18 protein-coding genes are annotated in these 18,650 nt (G+C 59.2%); 8 read left to right on the top strand and 10 right to left on the bottom strand.

The features are described from left to right. Window positions 1-61: 61 nt before the first annotated feature. Window positions 62-2,080, bottom strand: a complete 2,019-nt coding sequence (gene rep / locus ABNF92_RS08610) for a DNA helicase Rep (protein WP_349343910.1) — start codon at window positions 2,078-2,080, stop codon at window positions 62-64. Window positions 2,081-2,223: 143 nt separating this feature from the next. On the opposite strand from rep, the gene ABNF92_RS08605 reads away from it, so the two are divergent. From ABNF92_RS08605 to ABNF92_RS08590, 4 genes are all read left to right on the top strand, one after another. Continuing rightward, window positions 2,224-3,960 carry an EAL domain-containing protein gene (locus ABNF92_RS08605; RefSeq protein ID WP_349343909.1) on the top strand — a complete coding sequence of 579 codons (1,737 nt, stop codon included), beginning with the start codon at window positions 2,224-2,226 and terminating at the stop codon, window positions 3,958-3,960. 49 nt (window positions 3,961-4,009) lie between these two features. Then, a complete protein-coding gene (locus tag ABNF92_RS08600) occupies window positions 4,010-6,349 on the top strand; it encodes a Tex family protein (protein ID WP_349343908.1) in 2,340 nt (779 codons plus the stop codon). A gap of 66 nt (window positions 6,350-6,415) precedes the next feature. Then, the gene (gene gshA, locus ABNF92_RS08595) at window positions 6,416-7,969 is read left to right on the top strand and encodes a glutamate--cysteine ligase (protein ID WP_349343907.1); all 1,554 of its coding nucleotides are present in this window, start codon (window positions 6,416-6,418) and stop codon (window positions 7,967-7,969) included. Window positions 7,970-8,090: 121 nt separating this feature from the next. After that, window positions 8,091-8,306 carry a ribosome modulation factor gene (locus tag ABNF92_RS08590; protein WP_349343906.1) on the top strand — a complete coding sequence of 72 codons (216 nt, stop codon included), beginning with the start codon at window positions 8,091-8,093 and terminating at the stop codon, window positions 8,304-8,306. 20 nt (window positions 8,307-8,326) lie between these two features. Here the strand turns inward: ABNF92_RS08590 and ABNF92_RS08585 are convergent, their stop codons facing one another. After that, the gene (locus ABNF92_RS08585) at window positions 8,327-8,776 is read right to left on the bottom strand and encodes a flagellar basal body-associated FliL family protein (RefSeq protein ID WP_069184712.1); all 450 of its coding nucleotides are present in this window, start codon (window positions 8,774-8,776) and stop codon (window positions 8,327-8,329) included. Window positions 8,777-8,869: 93 nt separating this feature from the next. Between ABNF92_RS08585 and ABNF92_RS08580 the strand changes: the two genes are divergently transcribed. Together ABNF92_RS08580 and rsd are read left to right on the top strand one after the other, a co-directional pair. After that, window positions 8,870-9,376, top strand: coding sequence for a disulfide bond formation protein B (locus tag ABNF92_RS08580; protein ID WP_194839004.1), 507 nt, complete (start codon window positions 8,870-8,872; stop codon window positions 9,374-9,376). A gap of 100 nt (window positions 9,377-9,476) precedes the next feature. Continuing rightward, window positions 9,477-9,956, top strand: a complete 480-nt coding sequence (gene rsd / locus ABNF92_RS08575) for a sigma D regulator (protein WP_222466024.1) — start codon at window positions 9,477-9,479, stop codon at window positions 9,954-9,956. A gap of 92 nt (window positions 9,957-10,048) precedes the next feature. Here the strand turns inward: rsd and ABNF92_RS08570 are convergent, their stop codons facing one another. From ABNF92_RS08570 to ABNF92_RS08560, 3 genes are all read right to left on the bottom strand, one after another. Beyond that, the gene (locus ABNF92_RS08570; protein WP_069184715.1) at window positions 10,049-10,765 is read right to left on the bottom strand and encodes an FKBP-type peptidyl-prolyl cis-trans isomerase; all 717 of its coding nucleotides are present in this window, start codon (window positions 10,763-10,765) and stop codon (window positions 10,049-10,051) included. A gap of 124 nt (window positions 10,766-10,889) precedes the next feature. Beyond that, a complete protein-coding gene (locus ABNF92_RS08565; protein WP_069184716.1) occupies window positions 10,890-11,276 on the bottom strand; it encodes a DUF4124 domain-containing protein in 387 nt (128 codons plus the stop codon). Beyond that, window positions 11,273-11,830 carry a TIGR02444 family protein gene (locus tag ABNF92_RS08560; protein WP_291905706.1) on the bottom strand — a complete coding sequence of 186 codons (558 nt, stop codon included), beginning with the start codon at window positions 11,828-11,830 and terminating at the stop codon, window positions 11,273-11,275. Before ABNF92_RS08560 ends, ABNF92_RS08565 begins: the two co-directional genes overlap by 4 nt. A 46-nt stretch (window positions 11,831-11,876) precedes the next feature. Here ABNF92_RS08560 and ABNF92_RS08555 point away from each other — a divergent pair, with 46 nt between their 5' ends. Beyond that, window positions 11,877-13,829 carry an ATP-binding cassette domain-containing protein gene (locus tag ABNF92_RS08555; protein ID WP_349343905.1) on the top strand — a complete coding sequence of 651 codons (1,953 nt, stop codon included), beginning with the start codon at window positions 11,877-11,879 and terminating at the stop codon, window positions 13,827-13,829. Between the two features lie 6 nt (window positions 13,830-13,835). Here ABNF92_RS08555 and ppx read toward each other — a convergent pair whose 3' ends face one another. Continuing rightward, window positions 13,836-15,362, bottom strand: a complete 1,527-nt coding sequence (gene ppx, locus ABNF92_RS08550; RefSeq protein WP_305965686.1) for an exopolyphosphatase — start codon at window positions 15,360-15,362, stop codon at window positions 13,836-13,838. Window positions 15,363-15,653: 291 nt separating this feature from the next. Here ppx and trxA point away from each other — a divergent pair, with 291 nt between their 5' ends. Then, window positions 15,654-15,980, top strand: a complete 327-nt coding sequence (trxA, locus tag ABNF92_RS08545) for a thioredoxin TrxA (protein WP_008169901.1) — start codon at window positions 15,654-15,656, stop codon at window positions 15,978-15,980. A gap of 64 nt (window positions 15,981-16,044) precedes the next feature. On the opposite strand, the gene ABNF92_RS08540 is transcribed toward trxA, so the two are convergent. The 4 genes from ABNF92_RS08540 to moaB are packed head-to-tail and all read right to left on the bottom strand — an operon-like array spanning window position 16,045 to window position 18,577. Then, window positions 16,045-16,491 (bottom strand): molybdenum cofactor biosynthesis protein MoaE, encoded by a 447-nt coding sequence (locus ABNF92_RS08540; RefSeq protein WP_069184720.1) that lies wholly within the window; start codon window positions 16,489-16,491, stop codon window positions 16,045-16,047. Between the two features lies 1 nt (window position 16,492). After that, window positions 16,493-16,753, bottom strand: a complete 261-nt coding sequence (locus ABNF92_RS08535; protein WP_153634846.1) for a MoaD/ThiS family protein — start codon at window positions 16,751-16,753, stop codon at window positions 16,493-16,495. Between the two features lie 2 nt (window positions 16,754-16,755). Then, complete coding sequence (gene glp / locus ABNF92_RS08530) at window positions 16,756-17,970, bottom strand: gephyrin-like molybdotransferase Glp (protein WP_349343904.1); 1,215 nt, start codon at window positions 17,968-17,970, stop codon at window positions 16,756-16,758. Window positions 17,971-18,004: 34 nt separating this feature from the next. Beyond that, a complete protein-coding gene (moaB, locus tag ABNF92_RS08525; RefSeq protein ID WP_069184723.1) occupies window positions 18,005-18,577 on the bottom strand; it encodes a molybdenum cofactor biosynthesis protein B in 573 nt (190 codons plus the stop codon). Window positions 18,578-18,650 lie beyond the last annotated feature (73 nt).

Here is an 18,650-nt window from a genome sequence, read left to right as displayed (position 1 = left end):
GTTGAAAAAGCCCCGTAAAGGGGCTTTTTTGCATCTGGGTATCCGGGCATCTGGACAGAAACTAGAGGCCCAGGTCACCCAACAGGGCGCTGAGGGTCGCCTTGCCTTTTTTCTGGTTCGCCTCCGCATCCAGGTCACCCATACCTTCCCACTTCAGGTCCTCCTCGGGCAGTTCATCCAGGAATCGGCTCGGGATGGTTTCCAGCTTTTCGCCGTACTGTTTCCGGGTGGCGGCATAGGTCAGCGTCAATGTCTCCCGGGCGCGGGTAATGCCCACGTACATCAGTCGCCGCTCCTCCTCGATGTTGCCTTCCTCGATGCTGCTGCGGTGCGGCAGGATTTCTTCTTCAAGCCCCATGATGAACACGTGCGGGAACTCCAGGCCCTTGGAGGCGTGCAGGGTGAGCAGCTGGACCTTGTCGCTGTCGTCCTCTTCCTCCCGCTGCTCCATCATGTCCCTCAGGATCAGTTTGGTGATGGCATCTTCGATACCCAGTTCGTCGGCGGTTCCCTTACCGTCATCAAGCATGCGCTGGATGGATTCCACCAGATACCAGATGTTTTCCATCCGGCGCTCGGCCTGCTTGGGTGTCCCGGAATGCTGATGCAGCCACTCTTCGTATTCGATGTCCGTGAACAACTGCTTGATGACGGGAACCGGGTTCTCGCTGTGCAGTCGCTCGCAGGTGGCATCCACCCAGTGGGCAAAGCGCCGGAGCCGATCCAGCCCCTTTTCCGTCACATGGGTTTCTGCCCCCATGTCGCCCAGAGCCTTGAACAGGCTCACGTTGCGTGAGCGGGCGTAGTGGCTGAGCTGTTCCAGGGTGCGCGGACCGATTTCCCTTCGCGGCACGTTGACCACTCGCAGGAACGCCGCATCGTCATCCGGGTTGATCAGCAGACGCAGGTAAGACATGGCATCCTTGATCTCGTTCTTCGAGAAAAACGACTGGCCGCCTGAGATCCGATAGGGAATCTGGTAAGCCTGCAATTTCATTTCCAGCAGTCGCGCCTGGTGGTTGCCGCGGTACAGCACAGCGAAGTCCCGGAAATCGAGGCCTTTCTTGAGCTTCTGGTCGAGAATTTCCGTGGCGACCCGGTCGGTTTCCGCGTCCTCGTTGCGGCACCGGACAATTCGGATTTCTTCGCCGATGGTGTGATCACTCCACAGTGCTTTCTCGAACACGTGGGGGTTGTTGGCGATCACCGTGTTGGCACTGCGAAGGATTCGTGCGGTGGACCGGTAATTCTGCTCCAATTTGACGATTTTGAGGCTTGGAAAGTCTTCTTTGAGCTGGGCCAGGTTTTCCGGTCGGGCACCACGCCACGCGTAGATTGACTGGTCGTCGTCGCCCACCACGGTAAACGCGGCCCGCTCGGCTACGAGGAGTTTGACCAGTTCGTACTGGCAGACGTTCGTGTCCTGGTATTCATCCACCAACATGTAGCGGATTTTCCGGCGCCACTTGGCCAGCACGTCCGGGTGTGAGCGGAACAGCATTACCGGCAGCAGGATAAGGTCGTCGAAGTCCACTGCGTTGTAGGCTTTCAGGTATTCGTTGTATTTCTTGTAGATTATGGCGATACGCTGTTCCCGCTCATCGGCAGCCTTGCTAAGGGCCTCTGCCGGGCCGCGCATGGCATTCTTCCAGGATGAGATGGTCATCTGGATGTCGTTGAGCTCGTCGCCGGCCTCGGCACTGGCCTCCCGGAGCATCAGATCCTGTAACAGGGCCTTGGCATCTTCGGCGTCGAAGATGGAAAAGCCGGGGTGGTAGCCGAGGTGCGTGTGCTCCTCCCGGATCATGTTGAGGCCAAGATTGTGAAAAGTGGATACAATCAGACCCCGGGTCAGCTTTCGGTCAACGATCCGGCCAACCCGCTCCCTCATTTCCCGGGCGGCCTTGTTGGTGAAGGTCACTGCGGCAATATGACGCCCCGGAATTCCGAGCTGCTCGATCAGGTAGGCGATCTTGCGGGTGATCACACTGGTCTTGCCGCTGCCTGCGCCGGCCAGCACCAGCATGGGGCCGTCGGCATAGCGCACTGCTTCGCTTTGTCTCGGGTTGAGCTTGTTCACAAATACATGGCCAGAATGGAACGAAATGGGGATAAAGGACGTGGCCTTATTCTACACCAGTCAGAGTTCCTGTACCTTGGGGATCTATAGACTATGATTAATAGAATGGACTCGGTTGTTCACGCATAAATGGATCCTGCTTGATGACATTGCCACTGGAAACCATGAGGCCCGGACAGTTGCGCCTGTTGGTTCTGACACCAGATTATTCTGATTTTCTCTGGCTGAATGCTCTTCTGGCGGGCGACGTCGAAATTAGTGCGGACGCAACCTGGTGCCCGGATCTGGTGGATTGCGATGATCTGATCCGCAACGCCAGTTTTGATGTTATCGTCTGGGATTGCGTGTTCCACAGCGGGTCTGAGGCCTCCTTCCTGCAGTACCTGGCTGCCGCCAGCAATGAAAAGCCCGTGCTGGCTTTGAGTGCCGAGCCTCCCGGGGAGCGGGCGCCCGAATTGCTTGCTGCCGGCGCCGCTGATTACCTTTGCCGCCAGAATCTGGACCACTGGAGTTTCCGTCGGGCCCTGAAGTGCCTCTGGTACCGCGACCAGTTATCCGAATCCGCCCACGGACAACTGGGCCGTGAGGTGGCCACCGGTTTCATCAATCGGGATCTGTTCTTCGATCGCCTTCAGCAGGCCTTGCTGCGGGCCGAGCGGGCAGGCCATCGGCTGGCTTTGCTGCACCTCAACATTGATGACTTCCGCAGCATCAACGAATCGTTTGGCTATCAAAAAAGTGACCAGTTGATGATGAAGCTGGCAGAACGGCTTCGTCATTCGCTGCGGCGCGTGGATTCGCTGATGCGAATCGGCGGCGACGAGCTCGCAATCATTGTCGAGAAGGTTGAGGACTCCCTGGATATCACCCAGATCATCCGCAAGGTGGTGAACGCCCTTGATGAGCCGGTTACCATAGACGGCCAGACGGTGGTGGTCAGTGCCAGCCTTGGCGTAGCAACCTACCCGGAAGCCGGCGACACCGCCGAGAACCTGTTGCGTCGGGCCAACCGTGCCATGTTCGAAGCCAAGCGCGACCCGGGCACCAGCTACCGCTTCTACGACCGCCAATTGCACATTTCCGCCGGTTACCAGCTCCGCCTGGAAGCAGATCTTCGCAATGCTTTACGAGGCAAGGAGCTGGAGCTGTACTACCAGCCGAGGATCGACCTGGCCACAGAGGAAGTCCGGGGTGTGGAATGCCTGCTGCGCTGGAATCATCCGGAGCGGGGGCTGGTAGGGCCGGACGAATTCATTCCGGTGGCCGAGCGCAGCGGGCTGATCGTGCCCATCGGTTACTGGGTGATCGAACAGGCCTGCAAGCGTCTTCAGGAGTCGGCCGAGATGGGCTTCCCGGGCCTGGTGTTCGCCGTCAATCTGTCGTTCCGGCAGTTCCACGACCGCAAGATGACCGAGACCATTTTCCGCATCATCTTCAATGCCAACGTGGATACCAGCCTGCTGGAACTGGAGCTGACGGAGAGCGCCATGATGCACGATCCGGAGTACGCCCAGCGCTGCCTGCGGGAGTTGAATCAGCTGGGTATCAGTTTTGCCCTTGACGACTTTGGAACCGGTTTTTCCTCCCTGAGCAATCTTCAGCACTTGCCGATTTCCCTGGTGAAAATCGACAAGTCGTTTGTGCAGGAGCTGGGTAACTCGGCAGACGCTGAACACATCATCCGGGCCATCATCAGTCTGGCCCACAGTCTGCAGATCAGCGTGGTGGCCGAGGGTGTGGAAACCGAAGGCCAGTTGGAGTTCCTGCGTCAGCAGCATTGCGATGAAATCCAGGGCTATTACTACGCCCGGCCCATGCCCTGGGCCGATCTTGTGCAATTCCTGAACAAGCGGGGCCAGGCCGCTTGCCTGCAGCAGTAAGCCGCTGTACCTTTGCTGGTTTATTGGCAAAGCATCAGACAGAGGTTGCATGAACAGTATCTCCAGGCGCATCGCCGAGGAACTCGGTGTCCGCGAGCAGCAGGTTAATGCCACCGTCGAACTGCTCGACGAGGGCGCGACCGTTCCGTTTATCGCCCGCTACCGGAAAGAGATCACAGGCTCACTGGATGACAGCCAGTTGAGGAACCTGGAAGAACGTCTGCGCTATCTGCGGGAACTGGAAGACCGTCGTGCCACCATCCTCAAGAGCATTGAGGAGCAGGGCAAGCTCACCGACGAACTCAAGGCCACCATCCAGGACGCCGACACCAAGAACCGTCTGGAAGATCTTTACCTGCCCTACAAGCCCAAGCGCCGGACCAAGGCCCAAATTGCCCGCGAGGCTGGCCTCGAGCCCCTTGCCGATTCCCTCTACGACGATCCAACGCTGGATCCTGAAACCACCGCTCAGGGTTATCTGAACAAAGAAGCTGGCGTGGAAGACACCAAGGCTGCCCTGGATGGAGCCCGCTACATTCTGATGGAGCGTTTTGCCGAAGATGCCGAGCTGTTGGGCAGCCTGCGGGACTTCATCTGGCAGGAAGGCCAGCTGAAAGTGACCGTGGTGGAAGGCAAGGAGAATGAGGGCGCCAAGTTCCGGGATTACTTCGATCATGTTGAGCCCCTGAAAAAGGTTCCGTCCCACCGCGCTCTGGCCATCCTTCGGGGCCGGAACGAAGGCGTTCTCGGCTACACCATCGTGGTCGGCGATTCCGATGACGACCGCCGCGCACCCCATCCGGCCGAGCAGCGTATTGCCGCCCGCTGGAACATTCGTGACAACGGTCGCGCCGCCGATAAATGGCTTTCAGAAGTCGTTCGCTGGACCTGGCGGGTGAAGCTTTCAACCCAGATTGAAACCGATCTCATGGCGCAGGTGCGAGAGGCCGCCGAAACCGAAGCCATCAACGTCTTTGCCGCTAACCTCAAGGATCTTCTGCTGCTGGCGCCGGCTGGCCCGCGCCCGACCCTGGGCCTGGACCCCGGGTTGCGTACCGGGGTGAAGGTGGCTGTTATTGATGGCACCGGCCAGGTGGCCGGCCACGGCGCCATTTTCCCCCACGCGCCACAGAACCAGTGGGACCGTTCCATCGAGCAACTGGCGGCCTGGTGTCGGGAGTACAAGATCGAGCTGGTGGCCATTGGCAATGGCACCGCGTCCCGGGAGACTGAGAAGCTGGTCGCCGATCTCAGCAAGCGTTATCCCGAATTGAAGCTGGCACGGATTGTGGTCAGTGAGTCCGGCGCGTCGGTTTACTCGGCGTCCGAGTTCGCCTCTAAAGAACTGCCTGATCTGGATGTCACCATCCGTGGCGCGGTATCCATTGCCCGCCGGTTGCAGGATCCACTGGCAGAGCTGGTAAAAATTGAGCCGAAATCCATCGGGGTGGGGCAGTACCAGCACGATGTCTCCCAGGTGCAACTATCCCGCAGCCTTGATGCGGTGGTGGAAGACTGTGTAAACGGCGTGGGCGTGGACCTGAATACCGCCTCAGCGCCATTGCTGGCACGGGTCTCGGGCCTGAACCAGACCATCGCCCAGAACATCATCGAGTTCCGCAATCAGAACGGCATGTTCCGTAACCGGAAACAGCTGCTGAAGGTTACCCGGCTGGGTGACCGCACGTTCGAGCAGGCGGCGGGCTTTCTGCGTATTGCCGGCGGCGAGAATCCCCTGGACCGGTCGTCGGTTCATCCCGAAGCCTATGGCGTGGTCGAGGCCATCGCGAAGAAGAATGGCCGCAAGGTGGACGATATTATCGGCGATTCTGCCTTCCTGCGTGGTCTGAATCCCCAGGATTACGTAACAGAACAGTTCGGTTTGCCGACTATCAAGGACATTATCTCGGAACTGGAGAAGCCGGGGCGGGATCCTCGCCCTGAATTTCGCTTTGCCAGCTTTGAGGAAGGGGTTGAGACCCTGAGTGATCTCAAGCCGGGCATGGTGTTGGAAGGCTCGGTGACCAACGTTACCAATTTTGGCGCGTTCGTGGACATTGGCGTGCACCAGGACGGACTCGTGCACATTTCCGCGCTGTCACACACGTTTGTCAAAGATCCGCGCGAAGTGGTCAAGGCCGGGGATATCGTCAAGGTCAAGGTGATGGATGTGGATATCCCGCGCAAACGAATTGCCCTGACCATGCGCATGGATGACAAGCCCGGCGAGAAGAACGAGGGCAAGCCGATGGCCTCCAATCGCTCTGGGGCCAGCCGTAAAGGCGGTAATCGGAACACCAGCAGCGGTGGTTCCGGTCAGAAATCCCCGCAGGGCGCCATGGCTGGCGCGCTGGCCCAGGCGCTTGCCTCGGCGCGCAAGGACAGCTGACGGGTTTACAATCTTTTCATCGGCCGGTTGTTCAGAAGAGCAAGCCGGCCGCAGTAGGAGTCGACCATGGCTGAATCCCGCCATTCCGTATTTCGTCAGTTCGCTGCCAGCGACTGGGATGGTTTTCTCAAGGGTGTCGAAAAAGAAGGGCTGCGGGTGGATCGCAATGGCTTCATCGCCCAGACCCCGCATCCCGAAGCCCTGGGGTCGGCGCTCACCCACCCGAGAATTACCACCGATTATTCCGAGGCTTTGCTGGAGCTGATCACGCCTGTGTTCAACAGCACCGGGGGGATGCTGAAGTCGCTGCGTGACATCCACACCTTCGTGCAGCAGAACCTCGGTGATGAGGTCTTCTGGGCAGCGAGCATGCCCTGTGAACTGGATGGCGATCCGAGCATCCCCATCGCTGAATACGGCAGTTCCAACATTGGCCAGCTCAAGCACGTTTACCGGCAGGGGCTGGCGGTAAGGTATGGGCGGATGATGCAGAGCATCGCCGGCGCACACTACAACCTGTCGTTACCCGACAGTTTCTGGCAGAAGTGGCAGGAATTGCTGGGCAACGAACAAAGCCTGAAAGACTTCAAGTCAGACCAGTATTTCTGGCTCATCCGCAACTTCCGCCGTCGTAGCTGGCTGCTGATGTTGCTGTTCGGTGCCTCGCCAGCCCTGGATGCCAGCTTTGTTGCCGGCGTAAACCATGATCTCTCGCGATTTGACCAACGCACCTGGTACGGTGAGCACGCTACCTCCCTGCGGATGGGCGATCTGGGCTACCACAACAATGCCCAGGCCTCACTGAATATCTGTTTCAATGAACTGAGCACGTATACCCAGACTCTGGACCGTGCTATCCACACCACCTGGCCGGCCTATGACGCCATCGGCACCCGCCGGGGCGATCAGTTCATCCAGATCAACACCAGTGTCCTGCAGATCGAAAACGAGTATTACAGCGCCGTGCGCCCCAAACGCACCACGCAGCGGGAAGAAAAACCCATCCAGGCCCTGGAAGCCCGGGGTGTGGAATACATCGAGGTACGGTGTCTGGACCTCGATCCTTTCTCACCGGTGGGCGTGAACGAGGCCCAGATCGATTTCCTCGATCTGTTCCTCCTTGATTGCCTGCTGTCAGACTCGCCCCGTATCGGCGATGAAGAGTGCGAGCGTCTTGATGACAATTACAAGGATGTGGTGGCCAGCGGACGTTACCGGGAATTGAAGCTTTGCCGTGGTGGATCACGTACCCCGGTGGCAGAGGCTGCTACCGACATTCTGGCACAACTGGAACCACTGGCCGAGTTGCTGGATAGCTGGCGGGGAGATGATACCTACCGTCGCGCTCTGGCTGCCCAGCGCGAGACCTTGAGCGGTGGATGGACGGTACCCTCTGCCCGGGTGCTGGACGCCATGCGATCCTCAGGCCTGGGCCACCGGGAGTGGGGCATGGAAATGGCCCAGCAGCATCAGCAAACCCTCAGGCAGGAAGGCCTGGATGCCAGTGTGCGCCAGGCCTTTGAGGCCATGACGGCGGAGTCCCTGGCCGAGCAGGCGCAGATGGAGCGTGCCGATACCCTGCCGTTCAGCGAGTTTCTGGAACAATACCTGCGTTCCTGAGCAGTGAGCTGGTGCGCCGTCTCACAAGTCTGCGGACCTGACGCACAGAAACCGAACAAAGATTTGTCTCCTCCCGATCCGGCTGTTAATTTTTGTAACATCAGGATCGGGGGAAGCAGCTATGGCAAGGGATATCAAACTCGGCTGGGATGTGGAAGCGCTCAACAAGGCTTACCGTCAGGGCTACATGGCTGCGACCATGGGCATGGATAAAGCCCGCTGCCCCTATCGGGGTGAGGTTGTCATCGCCGCCTGGGAAGCCGGCTGGGACGACGCCGATCAGGTGGCCCGGGATGACCGGGACCAGACAGACGATCTGTTTTCACGGATCGCCTGATTCACTGGCCGGGCCAGGCCTTACTTCTGCACCACGAATTCTGTAAACAGCACACCGGCTATGCTCTCGCCGGTTTGTTGTTCCTCCAATACCGCATTGATCCTCTGTTTGGCTTCTTCGCGCAACGCTTCCTGCCCTTCCATAGATGTAAGACGATCCGTATCGGTTTGTTCACCAAACAGCATGACCAGTTCGTGTCTCAACCGTGGCATATGCGCTTCCAGGGCGGGTCGTGCGCTGGTACTCCGGGCCCTTAGTGTCACGGCAGCTTTCAGGTAGGTTGGCTTGCTACCGGGAGTGCCAACGTGGGTCACGAACGGTGGATCCATGCTGATGTAATCGGTAACGCCGCTTTCCTCTTCAGCCACTTCCTCCTCGGTATTCTCCTCATCCTGGGAAACGGCGGGTAAGGGCATCATGGCAAACAACAGAAACAGAAGTGTCAGAACGGATTTTGGCTGGCGTGTCATAGGCTTGAAGTTGGTCGTGGTTTAGGGTTAAGTGACGAGAATAGCAGGCCCCGTGGCCGCTTGCAGTTTCAATTCACGATTCGAGGTGTTCTTTTGACCAGCAGATGGGTGTTCGGGCTTGTTTTCCTTGTTTGTGCCGCGCTTCTGGGTGTGGCGTTCTATATGGAGCATGTGATGGGCCTGGAGCCCTGCCCGCTATGCTGGCTGCAGCGCTTTGGCTTCATGGGTGCCGGTTTGGTTAGTTTCCTGGCCTTCCTCCAGGGGCCCACCGGGTTCGGTGTTCGCATTTACGGCTTTCTTCTGGTGCTGACTTCCGGAGCCGGGCTGGGTATCGCAGGGCGGCAATTGTGGCTGCAGAGTCTCCCGGCGGACCAGGTGCCTGCCTGTGGCCCTTCCGTTGACTACATGCTTGATGTCCTGCCCTGGTTTGAAGTCCTGTCTACCGCTCTCCGGGGTACCGGGGACTGTGCCGAGGTGGTATGGCGCTTCCTGGGGTTGAGTATCCCCGGCTGGACGGCTGTGTTTTTCTCACTGCTGGTCATCACTGGTCTGGTGTTGATGTTTCGCCGGCAAAAAGCCCGGGAATGGATTCGGGGCTGAAACGGTTGCGGGCGACCGCAGCCATGGGGTAACTTGATCCAAACCTAATAAAAATCAAAACCGACACAGAAGTACCGAAGACAAGCGGAGAACAGGCGTCATGTTGGAAAATTGCCGAAATGCCAGGGAGCGCTGGGGTGGCGTCAGCGAACTGATTGATCGCTGGCTCAAGGAGCGTCAGGAGCTGTTGGTGCATTACTGCGACCTGTCCGGGGAAAATGACTTCTCTCAGACAGAAGCGCTGAAAGAAAAGTTCGTGCGCCTGTGTGAAGTGTTGGTGGATTATGTCTCCACCGGCCACTTCGAAATTTATGAGCAGCTGGTCCGTGAAGCCCGGGAATTCAACGATGGTGGCCTTGAACTGGCTGCCAAAGTTTACCCCCGGATTGAGCAGACCACCGAGGTGGCCCTTAACTTCAACGACCGTCTGGATGGCCGGGACTTGTCGGAAGAAGATGTCAAAGAGTTGTTTGACGAGCTGTCGAAGCTGGGTGAAACCCTGGAGACCCGGTTCGAGATGGAGGATTTCCTGATCGAGCACCTTCACAATGCCCATGCCGGCAAAGTGGCCTCTGCCTGAGAAATCTCGGAATCTAAAAAAGCCCCAGCCGGTCATGCCGGTCTGGGGCTTTTTTGTGGCAGGGCCAGAACTGACCGCTGCCTGTCCGGAACTTAGTCTCCTGAGCCCGGGTTGACCTCCAGCAGCTCGACATCGAACACCAGGGTTTCGTTGGGACCGATCGCCCGGTTGCCGCCCGGACCGTAAGCCAGATCTGATGGAATGTAGAGCTTGTAGCGGGCACCCTCGTTCATCAGCTGAAGACCCTCGGTCCAGCCGGGAATGACCTGGTTCAGGGCGAAGGTAACTGGCTCACCACGCTCGCGGGAGCTGTCAAACACTTCGCCAGACAATAGTTCGCCGGTGTAGTGCACCTGAACCGTATCGGTCGCTGCGGGCTTTTCGCCGTCACCCTGTTCAAGGATCTCGTACTGGAGGCCGGACTCGGTGGTTTCCACGCCTTCACGCTCGGCATTTTCTGCCAGGAAGGCCTCACCCGCTTCAAGATTCTTCTGGGCCAGTTCTTCCATCTGCTTGCCCTGTTCTTCCTGCAGCTGCTGCTGATAGGTCATCAGAGCCTGCTGGATTTCCTCGCGGCTCATACGCTTGGCTTCCTCGTCGCCGGCGTGGCCATGCTGGATGCCCTGAAGGAACTGGTCCATCTGCAGGTTCGGCAGGTCGTTGCCCATGCGCTCACCCAGAACCAGGCCCATGCCATAGCTGACCTTCTGGTCCGTTGAATCCAGTTTCGGTTGTTCCGGGGCTTCGGGCGGTGTGGAACAGCCGGCAACAAGGCCGGTCACTGCCAGTGCAAGGAGTGTTTTCTTCATTGCATTATCCTTTAACGTCGGTGCTCGGGGTGTGGCCCCGCGATGTGTTTATCAGAACGCAGAAGGTAACGGGTTCCGGCGCCAGATGCCACTGAACATGTGTTAAGAAACCGTACGCGTCAGCTCAGCTGCCGTTGGTTCCGGCGGCGGATGGTCCCAGAGAGAAAGGGGCGCTATAGGGGGATCGCCAGTCTGTTTCCGGCTCCGGGGATTGGAGGCGCGGGAAAGCCTTGTCGCGCCGCTCGATGGCGAGGGTGTTCCAGCGGCCCTGCTCCGGCGGCTGGTCAGCATAGTGCCAGTTGCCATCGGTGTCCTGCCATTTGAACACGATCTCGGGGCCCTCGGTGGGAATCGGTGAGGGTACCAGACCCTCGAAAGCAGGAATTTCCGGTTGTTCCTCTTCGGCCACTGGTTCGGAGACCTGCTCCGGATCGTTCAGGCCGAAGAAAATCAGCAATAACAGTAATCCGAGAGCCGGAAACGAGAGCCGTATTAGCCATTTCATGATCATGGCTGGTGGTCTCCCTTGGGAAAGTGGGCCAGGGTGTCGGCCAGTGTATTCAGCAGGAGCCTGGCACTGTCATCAACCGGTGATGTCGGTGCCGCCGCAACGAGATTGGATATGATCAGCGTGTCGCGTCCCTGCATGTCATTGTGTTCCGGGTTGTTGGTCATTAGCGTTCGCCAGCTCAAGGCCAGTTCGATCTGTTCGGCTTCAAGCTCCAGGCTGGCGATGCCGCTTCGGAGCTTCTGACAATTGTCGGCGTTTCGGGGCAGTGACTTCCTCGCCCTGCGCAGCGCACCGGTTACACGGTCGCGCCACTCTGTTACCGTAGCGTCCTCGACCCCGGTGAAGGCCCTTTCAGAGAGAGCCAGCCAGGCCGCACTGAGAATGCGCGTTACGCTCCAGCCCTTATCCTGAAGCGCCAGGCAGCTGGTCTGAACGTCCGGGTATTTCCAGAACGCCAATGCAAAACGCCAGAGCGGGTTCTCCGGTTCCAGGTCTTCCGGCAACTCAAGCGGCGATGTCGAAAAATCCGGGATGGTAGCCGAGCCGACCGACATAGGCGCTGTGCCTTCCCTGAACACTATACGTTGATAAAATGAAAACATGTTAACGATAACCGATCTCAGTTTACAACGGGGTGGCGTCTGGTTGCTAGAATCCGTCGACCTCACCGTGCAGCCCGGACAGCGTGTCGCGATCGTCGGTGCCAATGGTGCCGGCAAGTCCAGTCTTTTCCAGCTCTTTCTGGGCCAGTTGGCCCCGGAGCAGGGAACAGTCTCACTGCCCGGTGGTTGCCGCATTGCCCACATGGCACAGGAAGTCGAGGCAACCGACCGGAGTGCCCGGGATTTTGTCCTGGATGGCGATCTGGATCTGCGCCGCCTGGAAGCCGAGCTTGCCAGGGCGGAAACGGCCGGGGATGACCATGCCATTGCCCGCATACACGGAGAGCTCGATGTGCACGAGGCCTGGTCTGCAGCACGCCGGGCGGAGGCGTTGCTGCGTGGGTTGGGCTTCTCTGACGAGGACGCCGACCGACCGGTGTCGGCATTTTCCGGTGGCTGGCGGATCCGGTTGAATCTGGCGCAGGCCCTGATGAGACCGTCCGATCTGTTGCTTCTGGATGAGCCTACCAACCACCTGGATCTTGATGCCTGCCTTTGGCTGGAGAACTGGCTGCGTCGCTACCCCGGCACCTTGCTGTTCATCTCTCACGACCGTGATTTCATGGATCGGGTTGCCACCCATGTGGTGCATTTCGATCGGCGCAAGCTGGAGTTGTATACGGGTAATTACTCAGCCTTTGAAGGCCAGCGCAGTGAACGTCTTGCCCAGCAGCAGGCCGGTTTCGAACGCCAACAGGCCAGAATTGCCGAAATCCAGCGTTTCATAGACCGGTTCAAGGCCAAGGCCACCAAGGCCCGCCAGGCTCAGAGCCGGGTCAAGGCGCTGGAGCGGATGGAGCGCATCGCCCCAGCTCATATTGATTCGCCCTTCAGCTTCGAGTTTCCAGTGGCGGAAAAGGTCTCCAACCCGCTGTTGTCGATACGCAATGGCAAGGCCGGCCACGGTAATACCCCGGTACTCGATGGTATCAATCTGACCTTGTTGCCCGGCAGCCGGATTGGCCTGCTGGGTCCCAATGGCGCCGGCAAATCCACGTTGATGGATGCGCTTCGGGGTGAGGGTACCTTGTTATCCGGGGATCGCACCTGTGGCGAACATCTGGCCATTGGTTACTTTGCCCAGCATCAGCTGGAGTCGCTGGATCTTGATGCCAGCCCTTTCCTGCACCTGCAGCGGCTGTCGCCAAAGGCGTCAGAGCAGAGTATCCGGAACTTTCTTGGCGGTTTCGATTTCCATGGCGATGAGGCCCTGAGTGCCATCCGCTCGTTCTCCGGCGGTGAAAAGGCCAGGGTGGCGCTGGCTGTGATTGCCTGGCAGAAACCGAACCTCCTCCTGCTTGACGAACCGACCAACCACCTGGATCTGGAAATGCGCCAGGCGCTGACCATGGCGCTGCAGAACTTTGAAGGCGCCATTGTGGTGGTTTCACACGATCGCCATCTGCTGAGAAACACGGTGGACGAGTTCTGGCTGGTCAATGATGGCCGGGTGACCGAATACCAGGGCGATCTGGAGGACTATGAGCGCTGGCTGGCGGACCGCCGGAAAGACGACACCGAAGCACCGAAACGAATACCTGCCGGTCAGCAGACTGCCGAGGAGGCCTCCGAGGCAGTGGGGGCAGTGGGAGAGAGCGCCGAGGATCGAAAGGCCCGCAAGCGGGCAGAGGCGGCCCTGCGCCAGAAACTGAGTCCCTATCGCAAGAAGCAGGGTGCCCTGGAAAAGGAAATGGAGCAGCTTCAGCAAACGCTGTCGGCTCTGGAGGAGCAACTGTCCGATCCGGCTCTGTATGACGACGGCGGCAAGGCGCGCCTGAAAGAGCTGCTGGGCGAGCAGGCCAATGCAACCGCACGCCTGGAAGAAGTGGAGGCCCAGTGGCTTGAAGTCAGTGAAGAGGTGGAATCCCTGGAGGCGGAGCTGGCTGGCTGAATGCCGTCAGCCGCCGTTCAGCTCCAGGACAAAATCCTGTTTGGCAAGGTAGTCTCGCTCGTTCTCCAGGTCGGCCAGGGTCAGTGGCCTGTCGTCGAGCCAGCCCTCCGGAAACTCCAGCACCAGCTTGTCCTTGTGAGCGGTCAGGGTAAAGGCCGGAGGTAGTTCCATATTGCGCGGGTGTTGGATCAGAACGGCCAGACGGACCAATACGCACAGGTAGCGCAGCCTTGCGATGTCTTCCGGGTCCAGGCCTTCGAAGATAGCCGAAGCGAACTTGCGTCGGTGGCCACGCACCAGGGTGGCCAGATCCCGCTGGAACTGTTGGGTGAAACCGGGCAGGTCCGAGTAGCGCAACAGGTAGGCGCCGTGCTTGTGATACTGGCTGTGGGAGATGGTCAACCCGATTTCATGCAGGCGGCAGGCCCAGCGCAGGACCTCTTCATCGGCCGCCGTGTTCAGCCCCCAGGCGTCGGCCACCTGCTGCCAGGCGGCGACGGCGGTTTCCTCAACGGCGGCACCGTGTTCCTGGTCCACATGGTAACGCTCCTGTAGCGCGGATATGGTCCGCTCCCGGACGTCCTCATGCTGGATGCGCCCGACAATGTCGTAGAGCAGGCCTTCCCGCAGTGCGCCGTCGGCGAAGGCCATATCCCGGATGCCAAGAGACTGGAATGCCCCCATCAGTATGGCGAATCCCGCCGGGAAAATGCTCTGGCGGTCCGAGCGTACACCCAGGTCTCCCAGTTTTTCCGTCTTACCCATATCCACCAGCCGCTTGCGAAGCTCCTGCATGGCCGCGAGCGTAATGGTGCCGTCAGTGATTTTCAGGGTCGCCAGGACGCTGGCAATGGCCTTGATCGAACCGGACGAGCCCACCGCGCTCTGCCAGCCCACCGAACGGTAGTGCTGTCGGATGTTGAGCAGTTCCTGCTCGGCATGGGTCACGGCCTTGTCCATCTGCCGTTTGGTGATCTTTCCGTCCGGGAAGTACCGGTTGCGGAATGACACGCAGCCCATGTGCAGGCTTTCAAGCTCCTGGGGTTCGAACCGCTGCCCGATGATGAATTCGGTGCTGCCACCGCCAATGTCGATCACCAGTCGGCGGCCGATATCGTCAGACAGTGTGTGGGAAACGCCAAGGTAAATCAGGCGTGCTTCTTCGCGACCGGCAATGATCTCCACCGGATAACCCAGGACCTCTTCGGCCCGGGTCATGAACTGATGGGCGTTTCGGGCGACGCGAAGCGCGTTGGTACCCACAATCTGTACCGCCTCCGGTGGCATGCCCTTGAGCCGCTGTGCGAAGCGTCCGAGGCACGCCAGGGCTCGCTCCTGAGCCTCTTCCGTGAGCCGATTGTACTGATCCAGTCCGGCCCCGAGCTGAACCTTTTCACCCATCTTTTCGAGGGTCCGGATTTCCCCATGCACTAGTCGGGCAACCACCATGTGGAAGCTGTTCGAGCCCATGTCGATGGCTGCCAGTACCTCGGGTGAGGCGGCAGCGTTTTCGGCGGTGGATGCGGCCGTCACGTGGTCGGAATCCTTTTAAGATGAACGTGCGAGGTACTATAAGCGAAATCCCTCAGGGCTGTCAGTAACCGGAAAACCGCGTATTTGACCAGGGTCAGGCGCGGATCGTTTCTTACCGCTTCACATCCGGCTGATCAATCGCGTAAAGTATGTCTTACCGTGATTTGGGTGAAAGGCTGCTTGCAACACCGGGCGGCCTTCAACGACAGTCAACAGCACCTGTGCCCCGGTATGGTTATCCCGGAAGAAAATACCGTTGTGCAGCAGTAGTGCATGAATCAGGAAAAGGTAATGAGCGGAAATATCGTAAATGTAACCGACGCTTCTTTTGAGCAGGATGTACTGCAGTCAGACGTTCCCGTACTGGTGGACTACTGGGCTGAGTGGTGCGGTCCCTGCAAGATGATTGCGCCGGTGCTTGAAGAGATTGCCGACGAATACGACGGCAAACTGAAAGTCTGCAAGCTCAACATTGACGAAAACGAGCAGACCCCGCCGAAGTTCAACATCCGCGGTATCCCTACTCTGATGCTGTTCAAGAACGGCAATGTGGACGCCACCAAAGTCGGCGCCCTTTCCAAGTCCCAGCTGGCGGCCTTCCTGGACAGCAATCTCTGATTGCCGTCGGGTCACCAGAAAACCGCCCCTGAGCCAAGGCTCACGGGCGGTTTTTTTATGGCACTTACTCCCAGTCCCGGGATCGCGCCAAATCCGAGTCTTTCTGTTCCACCCAGTGTTCTCCGCCTGAAGTAATCTCTTTTTTCCAGAACGGCGCTGATGTTTTCAGGGCGTCCATGATGAACTGGCAGGCTGCGAACGCGTCCCCGCGGTGAGCGCTGCACACGCCGACAAAGACAATCTGGTCGCACAACGCCAGTCGCCCCACCCGGTGGATCACGCGGGCCTTGCGCACGTCCCAGCGTTTCGAGGCGTCATCGATAAGCCCCTGAATGACCTGTTCGGTCATGCCGGGGTAGTGCTCAAGATAGAGCCCCGTGACGCCCTGCAGGTCACCGCTGTCGCGAACCAGGCCGGTAAAGGTGGCAATGGCACCGGTGCCGGCACCGCTGTCACGGAGCGCGGCGTATTCGGCGGCTACATCAAAATCCTCAGACTGGACCGAAATCATCTCAACCTCCGGTTACCGGCGGGAAGAAGGCCAGTTCATCACCGGGTTTGACCTCAGAGCCCGGCTTCGCCATGGCCTGGTTGATCGCAATCATCACCGGCTGGTCGCCCTGTAACTGGCTCCAGGCCCCGCCCTGATTCGCCAGCTCTGCCAGCACATCGCCGGCTGTCAGGCCCGGCCTGGCTTCGATGGCCAACTGTTCAGTTTTCAGTTCCTCGCGCAGGCGGGCAAAAAAACGCACCGTAATCGTGTTATCACTCATGCTCAGCTCAACAGTTCCGCAAACGAATAGTAGGTTAGCAGGTCGCCGGGGTTCACCGTGGTGTTTTCGGGCACTACGGCCAGACCATCTGCCCAGCAGGTAGAGCTCAGGATACCGGAGCTCTGATTGGGGAAGGCGGCGACCACAGGCTCCGATCCCCGGATTTCCTTTCGGGCCCGGACAAACTCCCGGCGCACCGATGGCGACGAGACGGAGAAGTCTGCCGGTATCCGCTCGCCCGAGAGAGGTTTGGGGCTGCGGCCCTGGCGTTTCCGTATGTAGGGCATGCCCACCATCAGGAAAGTGACCAGCACAGATCCGGGATTGCCGGGCAACCCAAGTACGGGCGTGCCGCCGATCGCACCAAAAGCCACGGGTTTGCCGGGCTTGATCGCCATCTTCCAGAGTGACAGGCCGCCGGATTCCTCCAGCACCGCGCGCACATGGTCTTCTTCACCAACGGACACGCCCCCACTGGTGATGATCAGATCGGCCGACTCCGCCGCACGCAGCAGCGTTTCCCGGGTCGCCTCGCGTTTGTCTTTCAGGGTCTCGCACAACACCACCTCGCAGCTGGCCTCGGCAAGAAGTCCCATCAGGGTGAAGCGGTTACTGTTGTAGATCTGTCCCGGCCCGAGGGGCGTTCCGGGGTCTACAAGCTCGTCACCGGTGGACAGAATGGCGACTCTCAGCCGCGCCAGAACATCGATCCGGGCAACGCCCATGGAGGCCAGCAGACCCATCTCATTGGGGCGCACCTTTGTACCTTTTGCCAGCGCAAGGTCCCCCCGTGCCAGATCCTGGCCCCGGCGACGTATATTCTGGCCCTCTTCCACCTCCGCCTGCACAACGATGCCAGCATCGGTCACCTCGACCCGTTCCTGCATCACCACCGAGTCTGCCCCTTCGGGAATCTCCGAACCGGTGAAAATTCGCGCGGCGGTGCCGGGTGCAAGGGCGGTTGGCGCTGCACCAGCCGGAATCCGTGCCGACACGGGTACGGGTTGGTCGCCACTCAGGTCCTGCTTGCGCAAGGCGTAGCCGTCCACGGCACTGTTGTCCGCCGGCGGAACGTCCGCTGGAACATAGTGGTTTTCTGCAAGTACCCGGCCCAGGGCATCGGCCAGGGCGACGGTTTCAGTTTGCGCAACCACCGGCGTTTTCGACAACAGGTGTTCCAGGGCATCTTCCAGGGGCGTGAGGTTTGGGTTGGCCATCAAATCTGAGCTCCGGTCGGTATGTCTTCTCACCTCAGCGCTTGGCGCGCTGTCCAATCACTTCGTTGAGTCGCTCCATGGGCTTCTCGGGTTTGCGCAACACGAGCCCGGAAAAATTGCACGGTGTGTGACGGCTGTCCAGTTGACTGAGAAGAATGCCTTCCCAGCCGGTGCGGCAGGCACCGGTCGAGCCGGGCAGGCAGAAAATAACCGTATGATTAGCCATTCCCGCCATCGCCCGCGATTGCACGGTAGAAGATCCGATCTCGGCGGCAGAGAGACGACGGAATTCCTCGCCAAAGCCTTCGACGGTTTTGTCCAGCAATGGCCTGACGGCCTCCGGCGTACTGTCCCGTTCAAGCAGGCCGGTGCCACCGGTAATGATCACCACATGCACCTGGGAATCGGCGATCCAGTTCGATATCAATGCCCGCACCAGATACACATCGTCAGGCAGGATCCGGCGCGCCACCAGGTTGTGGCCGGTCTCGACCACGCTGTCCTCCAGAAACTGCCCGGAGGTGTCCTGTTCAGGCCCACGAGTATCGGACACGGTCAGCAGGGCAATGTTAAGGGGTTTCATCTCGGTGCTGGGTACACTGCTCATGGAAGGGCTCCAGATTCATTGAAAAGTGGTTATACGCCAGTATCGCCATCACAGCCTTTCAATGGAAGGGAGT

Source organism: Marinobacter sp. MMG032 (genome assembly GCF_040112695.1).
GTDB classification, from domain to species: domain Bacteria; phylum Pseudomonadota; class Gammaproteobacteria; order Pseudomonadales; family Oleiphilaceae; genus Marinobacter; species Marinobacter salsuginis.
This window is presented reverse-complemented; position numbering and strand designations above follow the sequence as displayed.